General features: G+C 67.4%; 21 protein-coding genes and 1 pseudogene. 13 read left to right on the top strand and 9 right to left on the bottom strand.

Annotated features, from left to right (window positions below):
* Window positions 1-44: 44 nt before the first annotated feature.
* The 3 genes from H0264_RS06190 to H0264_RS06200 all read left to right on the top strand — a co-directional run bounded on the left by H0264_RS06190 (window position 45) and on the right by H0264_RS06200 (window position 2,923).
* Window positions 45-899 (top strand): nitrilase-related carbon-nitrogen hydrolase, encoded by an 855-nt coding sequence (locus tag H0264_RS06190; RefSeq protein ID WP_181583069.1) that lies wholly within the window; start codon window positions 45-47, stop codon window positions 897-899.
* Between the two features lie 178 nt (window positions 900-1,077).
* Window positions 1,078-1,950, top strand: coding sequence for an AraC family transcriptional regulator (locus H0264_RS06195; protein WP_276514547.1), 873 nt, complete (start codon window positions 1,078-1,080; stop codon window positions 1,948-1,950).
* Window positions 1,951-2,029: 79 nt separating this feature from the next.
* A complete protein-coding gene (locus H0264_RS06200) occupies window positions 2,030-2,923 on the top strand; it encodes a nitrilase-related carbon-nitrogen hydrolase (RefSeq protein WP_181583071.1) in 894 nt (297 codons plus the stop codon).
* A 59-nt stretch (window positions 2,924-2,982) separates the two neighbouring features.
* On the opposite strand, the gene H0264_RS06205 is transcribed toward H0264_RS06200, so the two are convergent.
* Window positions 2,983-3,315, bottom strand: a complete 333-nt coding sequence (locus H0264_RS06205; RefSeq protein WP_181583072.1) for a metal-sensitive transcriptional regulator — start codon at window positions 3,313-3,315, stop codon at window positions 2,983-2,985.
* Window positions 3,316-3,628: 313 nt separating this feature from the next.
* On the opposite strand from H0264_RS06205, the gene H0264_RS06210 reads away from it, so the two are divergent.
* The 4 genes and pseudogenes from H0264_RS06210 to H0264_RS06225 all read left to right on the top strand — a co-directional run bounded on the left by H0264_RS06210 (window position 3,629) and on the right by H0264_RS06225 (window position 6,789).
* A complete protein-coding gene (locus H0264_RS06210) occupies window positions 3,629-4,444 on the top strand; it encodes an S-methyl-5'-thioadenosine phosphorylase (RefSeq protein ID WP_181583073.1) in 816 nt (271 codons plus the stop codon).
* A 299-nt stretch (window positions 4,445-4,743) separates the two neighbouring features.
* Window positions 4,744-4,971, top strand: a pseudogene (locus tag H0264_RS06215) (NAD-dependent epimerase/dehydratase family protein); the annotation flags it as partial.
* A gap of 27 nt (window positions 4,972-4,998) precedes the next feature.
* Window positions 4,999-6,102, top strand: a complete 1,104-nt coding sequence (locus H0264_RS06220; protein ID WP_338040157.1) for an NAD-dependent epimerase/dehydratase family protein — start codon at window positions 4,999-5,001, stop codon at window positions 6,100-6,102.
* A 126-nt stretch (window positions 6,103-6,228) separates the two neighbouring features.
* On the top strand, window positions 6,229-6,789 hold the full coding sequence (locus tag H0264_RS06225) for an NADPH-dependent FMN reductase (RefSeq protein ID WP_181583074.1): 561 nt from the start codon (window positions 6,229-6,231) through the stop codon (window positions 6,787-6,789).
* Here the strand turns inward: H0264_RS06225 and eccE are convergent, their stop codons facing one another.
* Window positions 6,790-8,427, bottom strand: a complete 1,638-nt coding sequence (gene eccE / locus H0264_RS06230) for a type VII secretion protein EccE (RefSeq protein WP_181583075.1) — start codon at window positions 8,425-8,427, stop codon at window positions 6,790-6,792.
* Between the two features lie 138 nt (window positions 8,428-8,565).
* Between eccE and eccB the strand changes: the two genes are divergently transcribed.
* Window positions 8,566-10,062 (top strand): type VII secretion protein EccB, encoded by a 1,497-nt coding sequence (gene eccB, locus H0264_RS06235; RefSeq protein ID WP_181583076.1) that lies wholly within the window; start codon window positions 8,566-8,568, stop codon window positions 10,060-10,062.
* Between the two features lie 65 nt (window positions 10,063-10,127).
* Here eccB and mycP read toward each other — a convergent pair whose 3' ends face one another.
* A complete protein-coding gene (gene mycP, locus H0264_RS06240) occupies window positions 10,128-11,573 on the bottom strand; it encodes a type VII secretion-associated serine protease mycosin (protein ID WP_181583077.1) in 1,446 nt (481 codons plus the stop codon).
* Between the two features lie 13 nt (window positions 11,574-11,586).
* Window positions 11,587-13,047, bottom strand: a complete 1,461-nt coding sequence (eccD, locus tag H0264_RS06245; RefSeq protein ID WP_181583078.1) for a type VII secretion integral membrane protein EccD — start codon at window positions 13,045-13,047, stop codon at window positions 11,587-11,589.
* Between the two features lie 204 nt (window positions 13,048-13,251).
* Between eccD and eccCa the strand changes: the two genes are divergently transcribed.
* The 5 genes from eccCa to H0264_RS06270 are packed head-to-tail and all read left to right on the top strand — an operon-like array spanning window position 13,252 to window position 19,444.
* On the top strand, window positions 13,252-17,280 hold the full coding sequence (gene eccCa / locus H0264_RS06250; RefSeq protein WP_181583079.1) for a type VII secretion protein EccCa: 4,029 nt from the start codon (window positions 13,252-13,254) through the stop codon (window positions 17,278-17,280).
* Window positions 17,281-17,338: 58 nt separating this feature from the next.
* The gene (locus tag H0264_RS06255) at window positions 17,339-17,785 is read left to right on the top strand and encodes a YbaB/EbfC family nucleoid-associated protein (RefSeq protein ID WP_181583080.1); all 447 of its coding nucleotides are present in this window, start codon (window positions 17,339-17,341) and stop codon (window positions 17,783-17,785) included.
* Window positions 17,782-18,096: a WXG100 family type VII secretion target gene (locus tag H0264_RS06260; RefSeq protein WP_181583081.1), complete on the top strand. Its 315-nt coding sequence runs from the start codon at window positions 17,782-17,784 to the stop codon at window positions 18,094-18,096. The genes H0264_RS06255 and H0264_RS06260 overlap by 4 nt, the downstream gene beginning before the upstream one ends.
* Window positions 18,096-18,968: a WXG100-like domain-containing protein gene (locus H0264_RS06265; RefSeq protein ID WP_181583082.1), complete on the top strand. Its 873-nt coding sequence runs from the start codon at window positions 18,096-18,098 to the stop codon at window positions 18,966-18,968. Before H0264_RS06260 ends, H0264_RS06265 begins: the two co-directional genes overlap by 1 nt.
* The gene (locus H0264_RS06270; protein ID WP_181583083.1) at window positions 18,965-19,444 is read left to right on the top strand and encodes an RDD family protein; all 480 of its coding nucleotides are present in this window, start codon (window positions 18,965-18,967) and stop codon (window positions 19,442-19,444) included. Before H0264_RS06265 ends, H0264_RS06270 begins: the two co-directional genes overlap by 4 nt.
* An 81-nt stretch (window positions 19,445-19,525) precedes the next feature.
* Here H0264_RS06270 and H0264_RS06275 read toward each other — a convergent pair whose 3' ends face one another.
* The 5 genes from H0264_RS06275 to H0264_RS06295 form a co-directional block, all read right to left on the bottom strand.
* Window positions 19,526-19,828 (bottom strand): WXG100 family type VII secretion target, encoded by a 303-nt coding sequence (locus H0264_RS06275; RefSeq protein WP_181583084.1) that lies wholly within the window; start codon window positions 19,826-19,828, stop codon window positions 19,526-19,528.
* Between the two features lie 48 nt (window positions 19,829-19,876).
* Entirely contained in the window at window positions 19,877-20,200 is a 324-nt protein-coding gene (locus H0264_RS06280) for a WXG100 family type VII secretion target (RefSeq protein ID WP_181583085.1), read from the bottom strand.
* 297 nt (window positions 20,201-20,497) lie between these two features.
* Window positions 20,498-21,778, bottom strand: coding sequence for a DUF7373 family lipoprotein (locus H0264_RS06285; RefSeq protein WP_181583086.1), 1,281 nt, complete (start codon window positions 21,776-21,778; stop codon window positions 20,498-20,500).
* Between the two features lie 30 nt (window positions 21,779-21,808).
* The gene (locus tag H0264_RS06290) at window positions 21,809-23,032 is read right to left on the bottom strand and encodes a DUF7373 family lipoprotein (protein WP_181583087.1); all 1,224 of its coding nucleotides are present in this window, start codon (window positions 23,030-23,032) and stop codon (window positions 21,809-21,811) included.
* Between the two features lie 25 nt (window positions 23,033-23,057).
* On the bottom strand, window positions 23,058-24,653 hold the full coding sequence (locus H0264_RS06295; protein ID WP_181583088.1) for a serine/threonine-protein kinase: 1,596 nt from the start codon (window positions 24,651-24,653) through the stop codon (window positions 23,058-23,060).
* Between the last annotated feature and the right edge of the window lie 20 nt (window positions 24,654-24,673).

The raw sequence follows: 24,673 nt of genomic DNA on the forward strand, positions 1-24,673 counted from the left end.
GGTGATTGCACCGAAGTGGTGCGATCGCGCGTGAAGGAGTCGAGGTGCCGACGAATATTCGAGTGGCAGCCGTCCAGGCCGAACCGCGGTGGCTGGATCTGCGCGCCGGTGTCCAGCAGACCATCGACCTGATCGAGACGGCCGCCGCGGGCGGGGCGCAACTGGTGGCCTTTCCGGAGACCTTCCTGCCCGGCTATCCGTGGTGGCTGTGGCTGGACGAGGTGAGCTGGGGTCCGGGTTTCTTCGCCCGCTACCGGACGAACTCGATGACGGTGGGGCGCACCGAATTCCGCCGCATCGCGGACGCGGCGCGGCGGCAGCGCATCCACGTGCTGCTGGGATTCAGTGAGCGGTGCGGCAGTTCGCTGTACCTGTCGCAATGCCTGATCGACGATCGCGGCGTGCTGCTGGGTGTGCGGCGCAAACCCGAACTGACGCAACTGGAACGGAAGATCTTCTGCCCGGGCGAGCCCGGTGAGCCGCACGTGTTCCGTACCGGCCTCGGCCGCATCGGCGTGCAGGGCGGCTCCGAGCAACTGCATCTGCCGCCACGCCGCGAACTGGAACGCAGTGGGGCACAGGTGCATATCGTCTCCTGGCCCGGTTTCATCGTCGCCCGCGATGTGGAATGGGGTGTGCGGGTGAACAATGCGGCCACGCTCTGGTACGCGGTGGTGGGGCAGCTGCACGTGGTGGCGGCCTGCTCGGTGATGGATGTGGCGGGCAGTGAGAGCCGGCGCGGGCCGGAACCGGTGAAACAGCTGGTGCGCGGACCGGGCGGGCACGCAAGGATTTTCGGCCCCGGCGGCCGGGAACTGGCCGCGCCGCTGGGCGGCCACGAGGAGGGGCTGATTTATGCGGATATCGAATTGGATTCCAGTGCCGAGTCGGCGGCGTGAGGGATCCTCCGCATTGGCCGTGCGGCCCGGTTTCTGACAAACTCGCCCATATTCGGCCGGGCAGTGGCCGTTCGTTGAGGGAAGCGGAGTGGAACGGTCAGAGTCCGTCGATCGGATCGAGGTGCGGTCCGGGCCGGAAACGCCCGAGTCGGAAGCTTTCGAGCGTTGGGAAGCGCAGGTGAGCGATTCGTATGTGCCGCTTGCCGTTTCGCCAAAACCAAGCGGTCTTTTTCGTGGTCATATCGAACAGGCCCGATACGGTGACCTCGATCTGACGGTGATCGGATCCACACCGCAGACGATCCAGCGCACCGATCGGCTCATCGCCCGCACCGAGGACGAGTACCTGCTCACCAGCATTCCCATTTCCGGCAGCGGCCGGCTGCATCAGGACGGCCGCGTCGCCGACGTCACGCCGGGATCGCTGGTGTTCTACGACACTTCCCGGCCCTACCACTGGGAAATCGAGAACGAGTGGGAACAGGTCGTCCTGCAGGTGCCGCTGAGCCGGTTGCGTGAACGCTACGGGGTGGCGCGCCCGGATATTCCTACAGCGACTGCTTTTTCGGGTGACACGGCCCCCGGAATCGTGGCGCAATTCTTCCGCGGCGTCGCCCGGCTGCAGAACACCGACCCGAGCGGGGCGGCGCTGCTCGCCGAACCGGGCATGGACCTGCTGGCCTCCGCGGTGATCGCGGCCTCCGGCGGCGTCCCGCGCGACCAGTCCGCCGACGCGCTGAACAGGCAACGGGTGCTGGCGTTCATGCGCAGCCACTGCGCCGACCCGGAACTCGGGGTGGATCGAATCGCCCAGGGCTGCCGAATGTCGCGGCGTACGCTTTACCGCGTATTCGGCGAACTCGAGGGCGGACCGGGAACGGTGCTGCGGCGCATGCGGATCGAACGCGCCTGCGACCTGTTGCGTAACGCGCCACAGTTGCCGCTCTCCGTCGTGGCGAAGGCCTCCGGGTTCCTGACGGAGCGTAGTTTCTACCGGGCATTCCGGCTCGAAATGGGCACCACGCCAGGCGCATTCCGCGCGTTGGCATGATAAGTCGGCAAATCGGCACGTATGGGCACTGACTCATCCGAAGAGATTCGCAAGCATCACGTTCCATGAGGAATGTCGGATGAGGAAAACCGTGCGCGTCGCCGCCGTCCAAGCGGAACCGAAATGGTTGCGGCTGGCCGACGGAGTGGAACAGGCTGTCGAACTGATCGGTACGGCGGCTGCGTCGGGTGCTCGTCTGGTCGCATTCCCCGAGACGTTTCTACCCGGGTATCCCTGGTGGCGCTGGGTAGAATCCAATCAATGGAACGTCGAATATTCGGCTCGGTGTCGCGAGAATTCGATGACACGGGACGGGGCGGAAATGCGTGCGATCACCGCCGCCGCGCACCGGTACGGAATCACCGTGGTACTCGGGTTCGGTGAGCTACAGGATCGCCGAATCTATATGGCGCAGGCCGTAATCGATGAATGGGGGCAGCTGGTCTCGGTGCGCCGCAAGGCCGGGCTGAACCCGGTGGAACGCAAGATATTCGCCTCCGGAACCCCGAATCTGCCCACCGTGCACCAGAGTTCGCTCGGCAAGCTGGGTGCGCTGTCCGGGCAGGAGAACCAGCGGCCGCTGCTCACCCGGGCGCTGCGCGCCGACGAGGAACAGATACACGTGGCGGCCTGGCCTGGAAACCCGGACGGCGACGCGCCGGCCGGGCCCGAATCCAGCGCCACCGCCAGCCGCATGTACGCCATGGAGACCGAGGCCTTCGTGCTCGCACCCTGCTCGGTGCTGAGTCCGGCGGCCTGGGGTGACAGACCTGGGGCGCGGCCCGTGCACAGCACCGGTCGCGCCCGCATCTTCGCCGCCGACGGCTCCGAGATCGTCACCCCGCTCGCGGAAGGCGCCGAGGGCATCCTCTACGCCGACCTCGACCTGGCCGCCGCCGCCTGCTACAGCTCCAACCCCGACGCCGGCCGGGGCCGGCGCGCCCGGCGCGGACCACTCAGCGCCGTCAGCTGAAACAGCAACCGCCGCAACCACTCACGACCCGCCGTGAGCGGCTGCCAACGGGAAACAACTCAGGAACGCACCAGGCGCGCGATGGCGTCGGTGGCCTCCTTGATCTTCGCCTCGGCCTCCGGGCCACCCGCCACGGCCGCGTCCACCACGCAGTGGCTGATGTGATCCTCCAGCAGCCCCATGGCGACCGCCTGCAGCGCCTTCGTCATCGCCGACACCTGCGTCAGGATGTCGATGCAGTACTTCTCCTCCTCGACCATGCGCTGTAGCCCCCGCGCCTGGCCTTCGATCCGCCGCAGCCGCTTGAGATAGTCGTCCTTGGCGGTGATGTAGCCGTGCGCGCTGTGATCGTGGCAGCTCTGCTCATCGGTGGTGGTCTGCTCGTCGCTCACGACCGTCCTCGCTCCCGGCCCTCCGGCCCTCAACCGTTGATACCCCCCGAGGGTACATGGAGCGCGGCTGCGATGCCACCAGCGTGACGGTGCCAACTCTCGGGACCCTCAGGGGCTTCGCCCCCGAACCCCCAGGCGCGAGAGAACTGGGCTGCTACCCGGTCTGCCTCCAGCGGGGAGCCTGGTGCGCCGCGAGCGGGCCGCGACCTACCCTTTCGCTCAGTGGGGTTTCAGGGGTGAAACCCCTGAGAGCTCCCGAGAGTTGGTTGGTCCCGGGGCTGGGTCACATGCACGGATGCGCAAGAATCGGGGCATGAGTTCGGATCCTCGGGCCACGCTGGCCATTATCGGCGGCAGTGGGTTCTACGACTTCTTCGGCGACGACGCGACCACCGTCGAGGTCGAGACACCCTATGGCGCGCCCAGTGCGCCCATCACCATCGGTGAGGTGGAGGGCCGCTCGGTGGCCTTCCTGCCCCGCCACGGCCGCAAGCACGAGTACTCGCCGCACACCGTGCCCTATCGCGCGAACATGTGGGCGCTGCGCTCGCTGGGGGTGCGCCGGATCTTCGGGCCGTGTGCCGTGGGCAGCCTGCGCGCCGACTGGGGGCCGGGCACCGTCGCCGTCCCCGATCAGCTGGTGGACCGCACCTCCGGCCGCGACCAGACCTTCTTCGACACCGGCGGCGTGCACGTCTCCTTCGCCGACCCGTACTGCGCCGACCTGCGCGCCGCGGCCGCGGGCTCGGCGGTCCCGGAGCTCACCCTCGAGGACCACGGCACCATGGTGGTCGTGCAGGGCCCGCGCTTCTCCACCCGCGCCGAATCCCGCTGGTTCGCCGGGCAGGGCTGGGAGCTGGTCAATATGACCGGCCACCCCGAAGCGGTCCTCGCCCGCGAACTCGAAATGTGCTACGCCGCAATCGCCCTCGTCACCGACCTGGACGCCGGCCTGGAATCCGGTGCGGGCGTCAGCGCCGCCGACGTCTTCGCCGAATTCGAGCGCAACCTCGTCCCCTTCAAGGCCCTCGTCCGCAATGCCGTGGCCGCCGTCGAAGGCGACGACACCTGCGACCACTGCCGCGTCCACGCGGCCACCGGCGTCCAGCTGCCGTTCGAGCTGCCGTAACCCACTCTCGGAGGGCTCCCAGGGGCTTCGCCCCCGACCCCCAGGAACGCCTCGGGAACCTCCGGGCGAGCAGGGCTCGGCCCGCCGGAGTCCCGGGGCTCGCGGGTGGGCCATGGAATCGCTCTGATTCGCGGTTGTGCCTCGAATATCCCGGGGCGGGAGTTGTTTCCGGTATAGCTGTCGCACGGCCGGGGTGCTGAGCACCCCGGCCGTTGGCATTCTGTGGGCAGCGGTGACGGGGGGTCCGGAGGCGCGGCTAGGCTGGAGGGATGAGCGCGAGTGGTCCTCGGGCCGACGGTATGCGGGTGTTGCTGACCGGTGCCGCGGGGTTCGTCGGCTCTCATGTGCATCGGGCGCTGGTCGCGGCGGGGCACGAGGTGGTTGCGGCGGACGCTCTTCTCGGTGCCGTGCACGGGTTCGATCCGGTACTGCCCGAAGGGGTTTCGCTGGTCGACATCCGGGATCCCGAGGCGCTCGAGCCGCTGCTGCACGGGGTCGATGTGGTGTGCCATCTGGCGGCCGCCGTGCCGTTGCCCGACCTCGATCCCGAGGCGATGGACGAGCGGCCCGCGGGTGCTTCCGATCCGCTGGCGCGGGTCTCGCGCGCTGTACACGACAGGGGGGTCGAGCAGCATTCGACCGACGGGTCGGGGCCGATCGAACGCGCTGGGCGGCAGCCTGATCCGAGTCGAATCGGTGACGGCCAGGGGCAACCGCACGGCATCGACGACCAGGGCCGAGCCGGGGTGGATCACGGTGAGACGCCGAGTCAGGGCCACGGTGCCGGACCCTGCGTGCGCGGGTCGGCGGGGGAGCGGGCGTCGGGCATCGGAGCGCAGCCCGGTCTGACCGGAATGCGTTGGGCCGCTTGGTATGCGGCGCACAATGATGCGGGCACGGCGGCCTTGCTGGCGGCCATGGAGCAGGCGGGGGTGCGGCGGCTGGTCATGGCGTCATCGGTCGCGGTGTACGGGGAGGGGCGGTACCGGGGTGTGCGCAGTGGGCCGTTCTTTCCCGGGGTGCGGCGGCGTACGGACCTGGATCGCGGTCTGTTCGATCACCGCGCGCCCCGGACCGGAGAGGTGCTGACCTGGGAGCCGATGCGCGAAGACGCACCCCTGCGGCCTCGAAGCGCTTATGCGGCAAGCAAAGTGGCGCAGGAGCACTATGCGCTGGCCTGGGCCGCGAGCACCGGATCCGCGGCGACCGTGCTGCGCTACCACCACGTTTACGGCGAAGCCGCCGACTCCGGGCGTCTACTGCGCTCGGCGGAATCCGGTATCGTCGCACGGTTTCGAGCCGACCTGCGGGCCGAACGCGCGCCGCGAGTGTTCGAAGACGGCGGGCAGGTAAGGGATTTCGTGCATGTGCGGGATGTGGCGGCGGCGACGGTCGCGGCGGTGGCCCATCCGGTGGCCGGGTTCGTGCCGTTGAATATCGGTTCCGGGCGGCCGGTGACGCTGTGGGAGGTGGCCTCCACGATGGCGAAGGCAGTGGGCGGACCCACGCCGGTGGTGACCGGGCAGTATCGCCTCACCGACGTGCGGCATCTGGTGGCGCATCACGAGCGGGCCCGGCACATTCTGGATTTCGCCGCCCGCATCGCTCCCGCGCAGGGGCTGGCCGCTTACGCCGCTGCCGGCGGCCGAACCGAGTAGCCGGACGACATCGTCTGGCTCTGATCGGAATTCGTGCAGGTCAGAAGAACATCGCGGGGGTCGCTGCGACTCTTGCGCCGCCGGGAATGCGCAGTTCTGTGGCGCTGCCCGATTAGGCTCGCGGCCATGGGTGAACCGCTACGGCTCGAGGTGATCGTGGCCAGTACGCGCCCGGGGCGGTTCGCTCCGGTGGTCGCGGACTGGTTCCTGCGCGAAGCGCGGGAGGATCCGCATTTCGAGGTGGGGGTGATCGACCTCGCCGAGACGCCGCTCCCCGCGGATCTGAGCGAGACGCCGGAGGTGACGGCCTATCGCGAAAGAATCGCGGCCGCAGACGCTTTCGTGGCCGTCACCTCGGAGTACAACCACGGCTACCCGGCCCCGCTGAAGACCGCCCTGGACAGCGCGAAACGCGAATGGCGGGCCAAGCCCATCGGTTTCGTGAGTTACGGCGGCCTGTCCGGCGGCCTGCGCGCGGTCGAGCAGCTGCGGCAGGTGGTCGCCGAGATCCACATGGTGTCGGTGCGCGAGACCGTCAGTTTCCATGAGGCCAAACGCAAATTCGACAGGGCCGGGCAGACCCAGGACGGCGCCGCCATCGACGCCGCCGCCCGCCTGCTGCATCAACTCGCCTGGTGGGCACGCACTTTGAAAGCCGCGCGGCTCTCCGACCCGTATCCGGGCTGATTACTGGTTGGCGTACGCCCGCGCCTGTCGCGGCTGCCCGATGTAGGTGGCCTCCCGCGGAATCGACACCAGATTCAGATTCACCTGGGTTGTCCCGGTACGCAGCAGGATTCGATTCCCCGCCGCCCCCGGCTGATGAATGGACAGATCCGGCCGGGTCCCCGGCCAGCCCATCGGATCACCGGTCACATAGATGGTCGTGACACCCGCGTGCGGGGCGGGCGCGAGCACCCCGTCCACCACCGCGGCCGTGAAATCCGCGTCGGACTGGTGGGTTTCGACCGCGATGGTCAACCGCTCCGGATTCCCGATCGTGGTCACCAGGTTCTCCCATGCGTGCGGCCGATCGGTGCGGATCAGCACCCGCTCGCCCACCGCCAGCGCCCGGAATACCAGCTGCTGCGCCAGATACAGTTCACCGGCCACGTACACGCTCGAAATACCCTGGCCGACAAGGCGAATCGCCACGCCGTTGCCGCCGTCGTCGGAGCCGAGCAGCTGCCCGCAGCCCGCCACCGGCAGCTGTAGCTCGTCGATGGCCTCGATCTCGTGCTCGGCCACCGGCACGGTGTCGTCGAGCCCCGGCACCGCCAGCGGCAGATGCGCGAGCAGGCTCTCCCGATGCCGTCCGTTCATGGAGATCATGTTCTTGTGCACCCGTTTCTCGGGCAGCTCCCGCGCGGTCAACCGCCAGGCCGCGCCGACCCGCACGGTCTCGGCGGAGCGTCCCGGCCGCAGCCGCACCGCCACCGTGGTGCCGCGCGAGGCGGGCACCCACAGCTGTGCGAGCACCTCCGAGTCGAGTTGTGCGGGATCCACGGCCGCACCGATGTTCACGCTGTTGCCGAGCTCGGTGAAGCGCCACGACTGGGTCAGCTCACCCGGGTCGGTACCGGCCGTGACCTGCAGCGCAGCCTGCTTGATCTCCGGCGCGGTGAGCACGCGGGCCGCACACGCGGCATCCTCGAGCGTGCGCACGATGCGCTGGGTCGCGATGGTGACCGACCGGCACGCACCCTCCAGCCCGCCGCCGCGCCGCTCGGCGGCCTCCGGGCAGAGCTCCGGATCGAAGGCGATGGCCAGCCACACCGTGCGATGCGCGGTCGCCGGCAGCGGCCCCAGCAGCGTCTCGTAGATGGCGCCCGCCGGTGTTCCCGACCGGCTGCGATATCCGTGCGACACGATGTCGATGCCCGCCAGCAGAATGTCGTGCTGGCTCAAGCGTTTCGCCAATTCCGGCAGCGGCAGCAGATGCGACGCCTGCACGGCCGACCGGCCCAGCCGGGTCAGCCCGCCCTTCGGCGGCAGCACCTCGACCACCGCGACCACCCGGGTGCCGTCCCGGTACAGCCCGAGCGAACGCCCGTCCCCGGCACGGAAATCGATGACATCCGGCACCTCGCGCACCTGCCGGGCGCGGAACCGCCAGCGGGTGGCGACCCAATCGGCCAGCGTGCGCTTGCCCAGCGGAATCAGCACGATCAGCCCGGCCACGATCCCGGCCCCCAGCGCGGCGAGGAACGGCAGCCCGCCGAGCAGCACCGCGATCACGACGAGCACCGCGATCACCTGCGCGATCAACAGGTTCGTCAGCGATATGCGGCCGAGCAACGGGCGCGGCCCGCCGGTATCGGTCATCGTCGTCCCCCAACTACCGGTTCCGGCCCCGCTACCCCGTCTACACGCGGAAGAAGGGCGAGGCCGAGTGCGAATGAAGATCGGAACGAACTGTACTGTGTTCCGCGAACGCGTTGACTGGTCGGGGGAGTTTTCGGGATGCCTTCAAAACCCACCACGCGCTGGCAGGTGAGCGGTTACCGCTTCCTGGTGCGCCGCATGGAGCACGCTCTGGTTCGCCGGGACGTGCGGATGCTGCACGACCCGATGCGGTCCCAGACGCGCGCCTTCAGCGTCGGATTGATCCTGGCGATCATCGTGCTGGCCGGTTGCGGCGTGCTCGCGCTGCTGCGTCCGCAGGACAAGATCGGCAGCAACAAGATTCTGATCGGCAAGAACACCGGCGCGGTCTACGTGCAGATCGACGGCGTGGTGTACCCGACGCTGAATCTGGCGTCCGCGCGGCTGGCGATCGGCGAATCCGCCAAGCCCGCCACCGTGAAGGAATCCGAGCTGTCGAAGAAGCCGCGCGGCCAGCTCATCGGCATCCCGGGCGCGCCCACCTCGCTGAATTACGACTCCAGTGGCAAGGGCCGCACCTGGGCCGTCTGTGATGTCATGGCCAATGACGGCAGCCGCAGCCTGAAGACCTCGGTGCTCGCCGGTGACCTGAGCCTGGGGGAGAAGGCGTCCGCACTCCCGTCCGGCAAGGCGCTGCTGGTGCAGGGCGAGGACAATGTGCGCGGCAATCGCACCTATCTGGTCTACGACAATCAGCGCGCCGAGGTCGATACGAATGTGCGCGCCGTGGCCGACGCTCTCGGTATCCGCGACCTCACCGCGCGCCCGATGAGCAAGGGTCTGCTCAACGCGATCCCGGAGGCGCCCGCGATCAAGGTGCCGGAGATCGCGAATGCCGGTGCGGCGCCGAGCGGTTACTCGCTCGGCGACCATCGCATCGGTGATGTCGTGGAGGTGCGCACCGACGGCAGCGCCTATGTGGTGCTGGGCGACGGCCTGCAGCCGGTGTCGGAACTGACCGCGGAGATCATCCGCAACCAGTACCCCTCGACGGCGGCCGACACCACGATCTCGCAGGCGGATCGCACCCGCGCGCCGGTCTCCTCGGCCCTGCAGATCGGCACCTATCCGGTGAAAGCGCCGGCCATTGTCGACAGCAAAGACCAACCGGTCGACTGCTTCTCCTGGAAGCCCATCAATACCTCCGACACCTCCGAGGGCACCAAGCACGCCGAGCTGACCCTGCTCACCGGCCATGCCATCCCGATCCCGGACAAGGCGAAACTGGTCGCGCTGGCCCAGGCGGACGGCAATGGCCCCGAGGTCGATTCGTTCTACATCAAGCCGGGCGCGGGCGCGTACTTCCAGTCCACCGGCATGGCCGTCGACAGCACCCGCCGCGACAGCCTCTACTTCCTCTCCGACTACGGCGTCCGCTACGGCATCAAGAACCTGGAATCCGCCAAAGCCCTTGGCATGGACCCGGATTCGGTGACGCCGGAGCCCGCGCCGTGGGCCATCGTGGGCCTGCTGCCCGACGGGCCGGTGCTGAGCCGGGAGGCCGCCAAGGTCGCTCACGACGGCGTGGCCCCGGACCCGAACCCCGCCGACGAGCCCATCAAAACCGACAACTGAGAAGAGAATTCGGCCCCGCCTGCGGTAGGCCGGGCCGAATTCTCTTCAGTCGCAGGGAAAGCCGATCAGGCGTCGTCCTCGCCCAGTCCGAACTTGCGGCGCAGCGGGAACGACGCGGCCCACGCCAGACCCAGCAGGATCACGATGGCGGCGGTGCCGATCAACGCCACATTGCGGGCGGTGTGATCGGGTGCCGGAGGCGGCGCGGGGAAGGTCAGATCCACGTTCTTGCCGGTGACGGCCCGCTTGGGCGGGAGATCGGTGGTCACCTCGGCGGTGAGCGCGGCCACCGGGTCCACGGTGCCGTAACCGATGTACGGGTTCCACCCTTCGCCGGGTGCGTGCGCGGTGGCCTCGATGCGCTTGATCACCTCGCGTGCGCTCAGCTGCGGAAAGCGGGCGCGCACCAGGGCCGCGACCCCGGCGACGTAGGGCGCGGCGAAACTCGTGCCCTTGTGATCGGCCCACTGGTTCTGCTTCAGCACCTGGGTGGTGAGCCCGGTGCTGCGCGGATCCAGCGACACGATGTTCTCGCCCGGAGCCGCGACACCCACCCACGGTCCGGGAACGGTGAAGTCCGACGGCCGGCCGAACTTGTCCACGGAACCGACGGACAGCACGTAGTCGTCCCACCAGGCGGGGGCCACATACGTCGAAATATTGCTCCAGAGATCCTGATCCGGCTTCAGCGGATTGATATCGGGGTTGCCCGCCGAACAGTGGTCGCTATTGCCGGCCGAGGTGACGATGACCGCGTTCTTCTCCTCCGCCGCGTACTTGACGGCCGCGCCCAGCGACGCCATCTCGGTGCTGGAGGGTTTGCCGGTGCTGCACGCGACGAGTGAGATATTGATGACGCTCGCGCCCGCGTCGGCGGCCCGGCGCACGGCGGAGGCGAGCGCGGACACCTTGCCGTACCCCTCGGCCATATCGTCGGGGCCCTTGTTCTGGCTCGCGCCCTTGAGCTGATACAGCGCGCTGGTCTGGCGGATGGTGAGGATGCGCGCCTCCGGCGCCACACCCGAAAAGCCTTGTCCCGCAACCTGGGACGCCGCGATAATCCCGGCCACCAGGGTGCCGTGCGCATCGCAGTCCTCGGTGCCGTCGCCGCCGGCGGCCACGTAATCACCGTCGGCGATGAGGCCGGGCAGGCGCGGATGGTTCGCGACGCCGGTGTCGATCACGGCCACCAATTGCCCTGCGCCCTTGGAGAATTGCCACGCCTGATCCAGGTCGAGGGAGCGCTGCGCGGTCGGCACGGTCGGCCCGTCCCCGCCGGTCTTGGTGTCGTAACACGGTGAGTTGGCCGGATGTTCGGTCTCGCTGGGCGGTGCGGCCGGATTGCCGGAGGGGAGCAGGCCCATATCGATGGGATCCGGGCGGTCGGCGTGCGCCGTGCCCAGGCCCGAACACACCGACAGGGCCAGCACCGCGGCGGCTGCCGTCGCACGGAAACCCGTGCGCCGCAGTGCCGGAACGGTCTTGCGGGTATCGCTGGAGTGCAGTGCCATCAGGACGACCGCGTCACAGCCCGCGCACGAGCGAGTAGAGGTCGGTGACCCAGAACACCAGCGGCACAACGGCGGCCACGAACGCGTACTCCAGCAGCTCGACCGCGCGCCGCATGGGCGGGGTCGCCGCGTGGCCCGGCACGATGATGCCGAGGATGAGCGCCACGATCAGTATCACCAGGGCCACACCGAAAACCACGAGCGGCTGGTCGAGGGTGAACGCCGCACCGCCGAGCAGGATGAGCAGGATGCTCGCGCCGCCCGCGATCAGCACCACCGCCTGTTCCGCGCCCGCGTAGGTGCGGCTGCGGAACATGAGCACGGCCGCGCACACCAGCGCCAGCGACAGGCCCGGCCAGTAGATGTCACCGTCGGCGGAGTCGACCGCGGCCAGCGCACCCGCCGCGATCACCACGGTGGTGGCCGACACCAGACCGGCCAGGTACTTGCGGGCGCGCTCGGCCTTGAGGCGCAGCACCTCCATGGTCGGCAGCGCGCGGTGGTCGTCCGGATCGTCCTCGGTCGGGTCGATGGGGGTGCCGGGCGCGGGGACCGGCGGCAGCGGCAGCTTGGCCAGCAGCATGGAAAGCCGTGGCGCCAAAGACAATCCGGCCAGGCCGAGCGCGGCGGCGCCCGCCCCGATGGCGCGCGTGGGCAGATCGGTGAGCAGGCCGACCAGCGCCACCGGCACCGCGTACACGGCGAGGGTGGTGGCGCCGATGAACAGCCCCAACCCGACGCCGCACATGCGCCACGCCAGAATCGCCGTCGCACCCGCGAGCGCGAAACCGAGCAGCAGGTTCGCCCAGCCGTAGTGATCGGGCACCAGCAGCATGCCCGCCGCGAAGGCCGGCGGCAGCGCGCATGCACTCACCACGAGCGCGCTCGCGGTATCGCCGTACATCCGGCTGAGCACCATGCCCGCCACCAGCAGCAGCACCGACACGATCAACGCCACCGGCCCGCTCACCCAGCCGGGCACGGCGTCGGGGGCGGCCAGCAGGCCGAGGCAGCCGACCAGCATGGTCAGCGCCGCGAGAATGGATCCGGTCAGCCGGGCCGTCTTCGGGTTCCAGCCGCGGAAGTGGTCGGCGTCGGCGATGGCGACGTTGTACATGATGTCGTCGAACAGCGGGGTCGGCGCGGTGTGCTCGGCGCTTTCCAGCATGAGCAGTTCACCGTCGCGCACACCCTGTTCGGCGAGGCTCAGCGAATTGGAGAACGGCGGCTGGCCGATGCGCGCGAGCACCCACTCGTGCGGTTCGAAACGCTCGCCGTCATTGTCGAAGTCATTGGCGCGGCCGTGCTGGGCCACCATGTCCACGACGCTCGGAATGACCAGCGCGACCGGCACATCCAACGGGATCGCCATATCGACCTGGGTGTGCTTGGCGAGAATGGTCACTCGCGCGAGATCGGGCGCGCGGACTATGCCGCGAGCTTCGTCGATATGGTCCATTCGCGCGTGCGTCACGCTGCCCCCAACTTCGGTCCGACCCTTTGCGGCGGCGAGCGGCGGGGCATCACTGCCGCCCCGGTCCGAATCCGTGTCCGGATCGGCGATGTGCCGCCCTCGCGATGCCGCGATGTGCAGAAATGCTGCCCGCACTGTACGGCATGAAGATCATGGTCCGTACACTGAGGCCGCAGTCCAGGACTCGATGGGGGATCTTCTTCGATGAGCACTGTCCGGTTCCAGCGCCGACCACGCCGGGAGATTCCACGCTCCCCGGGCGGTGAGGTGTCCCTGCAGCCGCCCCCGGAGATCCCGCGGGCCGTACCCGCCAATCTGTTCAGCAAGCTCATGCCGGTCGTCATGGTGATCGCGCTGGTCGGCATGATGGCGCTCATGTTCACCTCGGGGACGAGCACGTTCTCGAACCCGATGAGCCTGATGTTCCCCATGATGATGGTGATGTCCATGGTCGGCATGTACGCCGGCCAGGGCGGCAAGGGTGCGAAGGCGTCCGAGGCGAACGAGGACCGCAAGGACTATCTGCGCTACCTGGACCAGGTCCGCAAGGATGTCGAGGCGACCGCCGGGCAGCAGCGCGCCGCGGTCGAATGGAGTCATCCCGAGCCCGGCCTGATCTGGATGCTGGCCGGCACCACCCGCATGTGGGAGCGCCGCCCCGGCGACAAGGACTTCTGCCACGCCCGCATCGGGCTCGGCTCACAGCGGCTGGCGACCCGGCTGGTCGCGCCGGAGACCGGTCCGGTGGAGGAGCTGGAACCGATCGCGGCGGTGTCGCTGCGCCGGTTCGTGCGCACGCATTCGACCGTGCCGGATCTGCCCACCGCCATCGCGGTGAAGGGTTTCGCGAGCGTTCAGCTCACCGGTGATCGCGCGCAGGCCCGCGATATGACGCGGGCGCTGCTGCTGCAGCTGGCCATGTTCCAGGCGCCGGATCAGGTGTTGATCGCCGTCGTGTGTGGTCCCGACACCGCACGCGAATGGGAGTGGGCGAAGTGGCTGCCGCACACCCAGCATCCGGAATCGACCGACGGTGTCGGCACCGAGCGCATGGTGTACGGGTCCATTCGTGAGGCGCATGCGGGCCTGGCTCCCCTGCTGCACAACCGAGTTCGGTACTCGCGCAACGCGCCGCCGAATCCGAACCTGGCGCAGATCGTGATCGTGGTGGACGGCGGACTGCTGGAAGCCGAGCAGGATCCCCTGCGGGAAACCGGATTCGAGAGCGTCACCGTCATCGACCTGTGCGGGTACGCGCCGCGGCTGGCGGCCTCGCGCGGCATCCAGATGCTGGTGGAAGACGGTGTGGCCTCTGGCCGCAGCCCCTCCGGGGCCATGGAGCGGTTCGCGTCCATCGACCGGCTCACCGCCAAGGAAGCCGAGCAGGCGGCGCGGCGGCTCGCGCCCTATCGCGCGGCCACGCAGAGCGCCGGCGGCGCGGTCAGCGAAGAGGCCGAGGTCATTACGAGCTGGGCGCAGATGCTGGCGCTCGGCGATATCGGCAACTTCAATCCGGCGTCGGCGTGGAAACCGCGGTACGGCCGGGAGCGCCTGCGGGTGCCGTTCGGTCTCGGCGCGGACGGGCTGCCGGTCTTCCTCGATATCAAGGAGGCCGCCGAGGCCGGTATGGGCCCGCACGGCCTGTGCATCGGCGCCACCGGTTCCGGTAAATCGGAATTCCTTCGCACGCTGGTGCTTTCGCTCATCGCCACGCATTCGCCCGACCAGTTGAACTTCGTGCTGGTGGACTTCAAGGGTGGTGCGACCTTCCTCGGTCTGGAAGGCGTCGAGCACGTGGCGGCCATCATCACCAACCTCGAGGAAGAGGCCGACCTCGTCGACCGTATGCGCGACGCCCTCGCCGGTGAGATGAACCGCCGGCAGGAAGTCCTGCGCGCCGCGGGCAATTTCGCGAATGTCGGTGAATACGAGAAGGCGCGCGCCGCCGGCGCGGACCTGGATCCGCTGCCCGCGCTGTTCGTGGTGCTCGACGAGTTCTCCGAATTGCTCTCGCAGCACCCGGATTTCGCCGAACTGTTCACCATGATCGGCCGCCTCGGCCGCTCGCTGCACGTGCACCTGCTGCTCGCCTCGCAGCGGCTGGAAGAGGGGCGGCTCAAGGGTCTCGAGAGTCACCTGTCCTACCGGATCGGTTTGAAGACGTTCTCCGCCAATGAATCCCGTCAGGTGCTCGGTGTGCCCGACGCCTACAATCTGCCCGGCACGCCCGGCGGCGGCTACCTGAAGTCGGATTCCGCCGATATCGTGCGCTTCCAGGCGGCCTACGTGTCCGGCCCGTACGTCGGCGGCGGTTCCGCCCCCGACGCCACCGCCGCCACCCAGTCCGGCGAAATCGATGTCACCGCACGGCCTTTCACCGCCGTGCACGTGGATTTCCGGGCCGCCGACCGGGTTCCGCTGCCCGCCGTGCCCGCCGCGGCCGAACCGCAGCCCGAGGGCGATCAGATCTCCAACCTGCAGATGCTGGTCTCCCGCGTCCGCGGTCAGGGCCGTCCCGCGCACGAGATCTGGCTGCCGCCGCTGGCCGAAGCGCCCACCCTCGACCAGCTCAACCCGCGTTCGGTCCTCACCGGCGACTACAGCCAACTCGCCACGCTCCGTGCGGCTTTCGGCATCGTCGACCGCCCCTACGACCAGCGCCGCGACCCGCTCATGGTGGACCTGTCCGGTTCCCGCGGTCACGTCGCCATCGTCGGCGGCCCGCAGTCCGGCAAGTCGACCGCGCTGCGGTCGCTGATCATGTCGATGTCGCTGACCCACACCGCCGAGCAGGTGCAGTTCTACTGCCTCGACTTCGGTGGCGGCACCATGACCGGTCTACAGGGCCTGCCGCACGTCGGCGCGGTCGCCAGCCGGATGGAAGAGGACACCGTCCGCCGCACCATCGCGGAAATGGTGACCATCGTCCGCCAGCGCGAACTCCGCTTCCGCCAGCTCGGCATCGAATCCATGGCCGAATTCCGCCGCCTGCGCGCCATGGACCCGCTGTCCAGCCCCGCCGCGCAGGGCGCCCACGAAGACCCCTTCGGTGACGCCTTCCTGGTGATCGACGGCTACGGCACCTTCCGCCAGGAATTCGAAGTCCTCGACCAAACGGTCATGAACCTTGCCGTACAAGGTCTTTCGTACGGTGTGCACCTGGTGATCTCGCTGAACCGCTGGGCGGAAACCCGCCCGGCCCTGCGCGATCCCATCGGCACCCGCATCGAACTGCGCCTCGGCGACCCCATGGACTCCGAACTCGGCCGCAAGTTCGCCAGCCTGGTCCCCATGGGCCGTCCCGGCCGCGGCATGACCCCCGACAAACTTCACATGCTGACGGCACTGCCCCGCATCGACGGCGACTCCAACCCGGATACGCTGGGTCAAGGTGTGGCACACGCGGTTTCGCTCATTGCCAACCAGACCCCGGGCCGTCCGGCTCCGCGCGTGCGCATGCTCCCCGAGCGCCTCCCGCGCGAGGACCTCCTCCGCCTGGCCGGCGACTGGCAGTCCCGCGTCGACCACAACTCGGGCAAGTGCATGCGCTTCCCGATCGGCATCAACGAATCCGAACTGGCCCCCGTCTACGTCGACTTCAACGCCGCCTCCCACTTCGTCGTCATCGGCGACACCGAAAGCGGCAAGACGACCCTGCTCCGCTCGCTCATCCAGTCGATCTGCGAGTCCAACACCCCCGACCAGGCCCGCATCATCATGGGCGACTACCGCCGCACCATGCTCGGCACCGTCCCCGAGGGCTACCTGGCCGGCTACGGCTCCACCGCCCCCCAATTCACTCAGAACATGGCCGATCTCGCCGCGTATGTCAGCCAACGCATGCCCGGCCAAGACGTAACCCCCCAACAGCTCCGCGAACGTTCCTGGTGGCGAGGCCCCGAGCTCTACGTGATCGTCGACGACTACGACCTCGTAGCAACCTCCAGCGGCAACCCCCTCCACGCCCTCCTGGACCACCTGGCCCACGCCCGAGACCTCGGCTTCCACCTCATCATCACCCGCCGCTCCGGCGGCGCCGGCCGAGCCCTGTACGAAGCCACCCTCGCCCGCCTGAAGGAACTCAACTCCACCGCCCTGACCCTCAGCTGCAGCCGAGACGAGGGCGTCCTCTTCGGCACCACCCGCCCATCCATCCAACCCCCGGGCCGAGGCACCCTCATGACCCGCAGCGGCGAGGAATCCATCCAACTGGGATGGATGCCACAGGCCTAGGTACGCACAGTCCAGTAGTTTTAGCAATGATCCAGCAATTCGATCGTGGAGGGGGATCATGACCGGCCCGACCGATGTAGATGACCTACGTCATCGCAACGACCAACTGCAGTACCAGATCGATTCGATGCTCGAAACCTTGTCGCGGCAGACCGAGGATCTCCGCACGGCGCAAGCTCGCGTTGCACAAATGAAGGTTCGCGGTTCGTCGCCCGACGGGTTGGTGAGCGTCGAGGTCAACTCGGTCGGCGCGGTGCTCAGCGTAAATTTCGCGCCTCACACCTTCCAGCGCACCACACCGGAGCGGCTCGGCCACCTGGTGGCTGAGGTGGTGGCCCGCGCGGCGGAATCCGCACGCGAGGAAACCCTGCGCATCATGCAGCCGGTGCTGGATGCGGGACAGTCGATGCCCGACCTACCCGACCTCGTGCCCGGTGCGCCGAGCCTGCGCGATCTCTTGTCATCCCCGTCCGCCGGAGATGCGCATCCCCAAGGCTCGCGATGAGTGCCGAACTATGGGTCGACCCCGCCCATTTGCGCTCGGTAGCACCGCAATTCGATGATCTGTCCACGCGCACCGTGGACGCGTTGACCAAGCTTCAAGCAGTGATCGCCGCCGAAGGTGAGTGCTGGGGCGCCGACGAGGTCGGCCAGAGTATCGCCAGTGGTTATGTGGCCAAAGCCGAAGCTGGTGAGAACGCGCTCGGCGGCGCCGCGGTGGTCCTGGGCGTACTCGGCCCCGCGCTGCGCTACATTGCCGATGAATACGAAACCACCGACGCCGCAAACGCATCCGGGTTCGAAGGCCTGCGCTGATGGGAATCGAACTACCTGGCAGTGTCCGATGGCTCGCGGAGAAGGTTGTCGGTGCGGACTGGCCCGACGCCGACGAGACGGCGATGAACCGTCTGGCGGACGCGTGGAAAGAAACCGCGACCACGTTGCAGGAAATCACCGGCGATGCCGAGCAGTCGATGACCTCCGCGCTCACTGGCATCGAGGGCGACGTCCACGTCGCGCTCGCCGAACGCTGGGCAACCCTCGGCACCCAGGGCGCGTTGAAGGAAATCGAGGACCTTGCACGACAGCTCGGCGAATCCCTCGCGGGCTCCGCGGAGGACGTCCGGTACGCCAAGTTGACGATCATCGCGGCGTTAGTTGCGCTGGCGGCCGAACTCGCCGCGCTCGCAGTGGCTACCGTGATGACACTTGGGGCGGCCAGCCCCGGCGTCGTCGCGGCCGAGGCCGCGACGCAGGTGACTGTGCGGATGATAATCCGGCAGCTCGTGATCAAGATCCTCAAGCGCGCAGCGACGGGTGCTGGCATCGGAGCCTCGATCTCATCCCTTACCGAGTTCGGCATTCAGGGAATCGAGAATTACACCGGTCGCCGGGACGGCGTCGACTGGGGCAACGTTTTCGAAGCGGGCGGTCAGGGTGCAGTCAAGGGCGCGGTCAAGGGCGCGATCGCCGGAGCGACCGGCCTCCCGACCCTCCGAGAGGGCGGGGTCCGCGTCCTCACAGATCCACGCAATATCATTGCCACGATCATCGGAGGTGAAGTGCAGAAAGCGACTGTAGGCGAGAAACGTGGTGCCCTGGATGGGGCGCTGATTCTCACCGGCTTGGACGACGACGTCGAACGTTTGAAAGACAATATCCCCGACTTCACACCCTTTTCGATATGACATACGCGAACCATTCCTACAGTCCGATGCCCGCCAAGTACGGAGCGGACGGCGATCCTCGCTACCCATCGCCACGAAAACTCCGGCGATCGATCGCATTCTTCGTCGATTGGATCCTGCACCTCGGGATCGTGGGCGCAATCATCGTTTTCGCACCCCACAGCGCACTCACCCTTGCCCTGGCGGTACTGGTGGTTTGGCCACTCGTATCGTTCCTGCACCGCACCGCATTCCAGGGACTCTTCCATGCCACCCTCGGAAAGTTGTTGTGCGGCTTGGTGATCATCCGTCAGCAGGATGGCGGCTGGGTGCAGTTCTCGACACTCGTCCGCTTCTGGTTCCGGGGTTTCTACATCACGGTGCTGTCGCTGATGTCCGGCGGCGGCGAAGTGGACGGCTGGGATCCGGAATTTCCGTCCGTCGTCCGGCGCCGTGACGTGAAGGCTTTGGCAGCCAACGGGTTTCGGGTTCAGTAGCCGGGGGATCTTCAGATACAACGAAAGCTCGGCCGCGATCTGATCGCGGCCGAGCTTTTCATTTCGAGAGTGCGAGTGGCCTCAGAACAGGCCCGCGAGGGCGGTGTCCTTGGCCTGCAGGTCGGCGTTGCCGGTGCTGACCAGCTGGCCGGCGCTCTCCAGGGTGGTGTTCAGCTGGGTGACGTTGTTGTTCCAGTTGGTCTGCAGCTGGGTGAAGGCCTCGGTGGCGTCACCTTCCCAGTTGTTCGCGACGAAGTCGGTGACCTTCTTGTGGAGGTCCTCGAGCTGGGTCATGATGTTGCGCGCCTGGGAGATAATCTGCTGCGCGCCGTCCTCGACGGCGCCGAAGTTCGCGGAAATTCGATTGACGTCGTTCGTTGCCATATCAGCTCCTAAGAATGTGGTCGGGAGGAATTCGATCCGGCCGAAGCCTTAGACCGGCGGAAGGTCGAGGCTGGAGACCTGCGCGCGGACCTGCTGGGCGCGCTCGTCATCCTGGGTCTCGTATTCACGGCCCGCGGTGCGGAGGCTTTCAGCGGTCTCGAGGAGCTTGTCGCTGAGCTTGTCGGCCTGGTAGTAGTAGCGCTCCATGAAGGAGTCGAACGCCGCGCGGGCGCCACCGCTCCACGTACCGGTGACCTGGTCCTCGTAGGTCTTCAGTCTGACGATCGCGTCGCTGAGCTTCTGGTGGTCGTCCGCGACCTGGCCGACGAAGGTGTTGAGCGCTTCCTTATCGACCTTTGCTTGTCCCGCCACTGTGGCTCCTCTCGATTCGTGGACGACCGGATGCCCCCGTCGATCCGCCTATGTTTGGTTGGACGTATCCGTCGGCTCGGTGGTTCCATGTTCGAGAGAAAAACTCACGTACTGCACCCCCGACCGGCGCGGCTCGATATTTCGTTTTCGAGTCCGATGGCGTCGCAGCCCCACATCGTCCCCCCGGGTCCGCTGAGCTCGCCAGTTGGCTGGTGCTGCGTCCCACACCGTACCCAACCATGATCGGCCAGCGCTACCTGTGAGTCGAATATCGCATATGTGCGCCGGCGGTGGCCGTCAGTAGCTGTTGGCGAGCAGTGCGTACTGCGCGGCGGTGCGTTGCTGCAGGTCCACCAATTGGGCACCCCACGCGAGCACGACATATCGGCGATACCGGACAGCACATGCGAACTGATTCACCGAACCGTGCGCCGGTTGGTCGGCGCATTTGACGTCGGGCACCCCGGCGGGATTCTTCGACGCATCGGATGGGGCGTCGAGAATCTCTTCCCATAGGGACTGCGCCGATCGCTCATCTCCGGCACGAGCGATGATCAGCCCATCCAGTGATCTGCCAATGCCTTTGGTGAAGGCGAAGGCGTTGCCCTTCCCGGTCTCGTAGGTGCCGGTGTAGGCGTCGACGAGTGCGAAGCGGTCCACACTCGCGGCCGAGTACAGCTGCCGCGCGGCCTCACGGTCCTTCTGCCAGTGCAGGAATCCGCGCATGGACTGACTGGCGGAGGTGCCCATCATCGGCACACCGGTCTTCAGGGGCGCCAGCGCCCGCCGCATCATGTCCATGTCGGGCTCCAGCCGCTGCATCTGTTCGGGCGACAGCGGACTCAGCGTATCCAGCAGGGGAAGTTGCGCCGCGAATGCCTTCTCGGCCCATCCCGTGAGTGCCGTGAGATCGGCCTCCATCGTCGAGGCGAAGACATTCACGATGTACTGGCCGTGCGCGATGGTGGCGCCCAGGGTAGGGGTGCCCGGCCTCCAGTGCGCGTGCGCCGCCGGATACTTCTGCAGCGCAACGGATCTATTCTCCTCCTTCGCCACATCGAAATCGGCGCTGTCGATTTCGGCAGCGGCGTTCTTGGCGGCCGTGCTGTCGAGGAACTGCAGGACGGTGACCGTGACCCGGACCCCCGGAGGCTGAACGCTGCTGTCCACCGGCACCGTGTCGCTACTGCCGGAAGCGAAACCGAAGATGGCGCCATTGCGCTGCGCGGCGTCGGAGCCTGCCTGGCTCAGCACCTTTTCCAGGTGATAGGGGTCTTTGTAGGTCGGATCATTGATATCGGTGATTTCCTGAACGCCGGTGCCGTACTTCAGGATCGGATCGATATCGAGGCCGGTTACCACGTTGTCGGACAGTCGCATGACAGCGAGTGTCCGGCCGCGGTCGATACTGTGGCCGTAATCCTGATAGGTGTCGATCGGCTCGATCGAGTACTTGCCGACGTCGAGTGTGCGTACGTCGATCTCGCCCGGGGCCGGCGTGCCGCTGATGGTGGCGCAACCCGTGACCATCAGAACGGCCGCGGTGACGATCGGCAGGCGCATGCGTTCGAACATCATTCGTGAACCTCGCTGAAGTCTTCCGGCCGGTTATTCGGCATCGGCATTGGCGAGCAGGGCATACTGCGCCGAAATTCGCTGCTGCGCATCGGTCAGCTGACTCGACCACGACTCCGCCGAGTATCGGTCGTAGGTGACGGTGCAGTGGAAGCGCGGAATGAACATGTCGGAACCGCGGAATTCGCGGCACTTGGCACCGGGAAGATTCTGCGGTGAGTCGGCACGTCGATAGAGGCGGGGGACCACCGCGCGATCGGCGGTGATGCGCTGCGCCGAGGCGGCGTCCTTGGCCCGGTAGACGAGACCCGCGTGATTGGCGACCCAGTCGACGCCGGTCTCGTCGAACAGGGTTCTGTCCTTGGCCGGATCGATCGAAAGATGTAGTCCGCCAACGCGATCGTAAAGACCGGCGGCATCGCGCTTCTTCTCGTCGTCGGGCTTCTGCAGGGAGCGCCCCAGCATGCCGTCGTGGTCGAGGGCGAGGTCGGCCAACTGATCGTAAGGCGTCGGCTGGAAGGCGCTGAGCCGGGGCTGCACGGTTTCGAGGCTCTTGATGACCAGGCTGGTCATGGCCGGCAGATCGGGCGGCACCGCGAGAATCCCCTCGTCGCGCAGGCTTTCCTTCGCGTAGTCCTTGTTGTGCGTGTAGATCACATACCGGCCGGAGGCGAGGAAGCCTTCGATCTCCGGCGACCCGGGCTTCCATTGGACGAGCGCGGCGGGAAACTTGTCGATCCGCACGCGCTCTGCGGCGTCCGTCTGCGACAGCCGCAGATCGGCAAGGGTTGTCGCCGCAGCGGCCGCCGATTGCTCGTCCTGAAACAGGAGAACCGAAACGGCCAGTGTGAGGCCGATTCCGATATCGCTGTCGGAGTACGCCGAAGAACGGAAGCCGGCGATGAATCCGTTTCCGTTGGAATCGAATCCTGTGGCCGACTTGCCCAGCCCCTTCTCGACATTGATGAACGCGAGCACCTGATAGGGATTGGCCACGCCGTGCTGGATCGTGAACCGCGGATCGATGTCCATGGGTAGCGGCACCACGCTGCTCAGCCGTTGCCCCTCGGAGAAACGGGCCCGGTCGAAGACGGATTTCTGGATTTCGCGCGGTGTGGTGTTGTAGTTGCCGACGTCGAGCTTGCTCAGATCGACGTCGGGCGCGGGCGCCGGTTCATCGGATGGTGATCCGCATCCCGTGGCTCCGATCAGAGCAGCCGTCAAACCGGCAGCCAGCATGGCCGTCGCTCGTCGCATTCTTCCCCCTCCGAGAAAACTTCGGTTACTTCACGGTCTTTCGCAGGATCGGCACCAGCTTGTCGAGCAGCACCTTCTCCGAGCCGGGGCTCCACGTGCGGACCGCGGCGACGACCGCGGGATCGTCGACCGCGATGACCGTTGCCCGGGTACCGGTGATCCGGGATCCGAGCCCCATGAGGCCGCCACCCCCGGCGTCCTCATCGCTGCGGATCACCAGAAGGTAGCTGCTTTCGGCTGCTTGTAGATCTTGCCAATTGTTCGAATCGGGACGCGGATTGGGTTCATCACCGTTGCGCGCGTAGTTGAAGTTGTAGACGAACCCCAGTTGCTCCAGGAAGTTCGTCTGTGAGGTGCCGCCCAGATAGATCGACAATTCCAGCTGCTTCGGCACGTCGATCATGGTGATGACCTTGCCGTTGAACGCGGGATTATTCTTGCGTGCGTCTTCGAGCGTGGTCGCCGAATTGCTCACTGCCGCAGCGGATGTGGTGACTGTGGCCACGTCGGTACCGGCGTCGCCCCGGGTGACCACCGCACCGATGCCGACGGCCAGCGCCGCCGCCACCGCGGCCGCGCCGATGCCCAAATAGATCCCCTTGCGGCGCTTCGGTTTTCCGGGTGGCATGGTCGGAGCGGTGCCGGACTGTGCCGTATGCGCCATTGAGTGGCCCGTGAAAGCTGTTGCGTGGGTGGCTGTCCGGCTTGTCGGGGCCTGCAGGCTCGGCGGGGCCACCTGGATCGGGTAGGTGGGGGAGGTGTTGGTTCCCGTGGGGTTGTGGCCGGGGATGAGGGCGTTCGTCGCGGCGTCGGTGAAATCGCGGCAGGTGTTGTAGCGGTCGGCGGGGTTCTTGGCCATGGCTATGGCGAAGACGTGGTCGATGGCGGGTGGGAGGTGGGGGTTGACGGCGGTGGCGCGGGGTGGGGGTTCTTGGAGGTGGCCGACCATGACTATGGCGGGCTGGGTGGAGGGGTAGGGGTTCTGGCCGGTGAGGAGGCGGTAGAAGGCGCAGGCCAGGCTGTAGATGTCGGAGCGGTGGTCGAGGGGGTCGCCGGCGAGTTGTTCGGGGGAGGCGTAGGCGACGGTCGCTACGAAGCTGCCGGTTTGGGTCAGTTCGGTGGTGTCCTCGGTGGATTTGGCTACGCCGAAGTCCGCTAGCAGGGCGCGTTCGTCGTCGCCGTCGGTGGTGAGGAGGAAGTTGGCGGGTTTGATGTCGCGGTGCAGCAGGCCGTTGCGGTGGGCGTAGTCGAGGCCCTTGCCGATTTCGGTGGTGATGCGCAGGGCGCGCAGCGGTGTCATGGCGGCGGGGTCGCGTTTGGCTTCGGCGGAGGCGTCGGTGCCGTCCACGTACTGCATGGCGATCCAGAGCTGACCGTTCTCCTCGCCGCGATTGTGGACGGCGACGATGTTCGGATGGTGCAGGGCCGCAACGACATTGGCTTCGCGTTCGAAGCGGCCGCGGAACTCGGGGTTGCGGGACAGGTCGCCGGAGAGCACCTTCAGCGCGTCCATGCGCGGCAGGGACGGGTGCTTGGCCAGGTACACCGTGCCCATGCCGCCGGCGCCCAGGACGCGGATGATGCGGTAGCCGCCGACGATGGTGCCCGGGCTCATCGTCATGCGGGGCGCTCCTGATCGGT

The sequence above is a fragment of the Nocardia huaxiensis genome (assembly GCF_013744875.1).
GTDB classification, from domain to species: Bacteria; Actinomycetota; Actinomycetes; order Mycobacteriales; family Mycobacteriaceae; genus Nocardia; species Nocardia huaxiensis.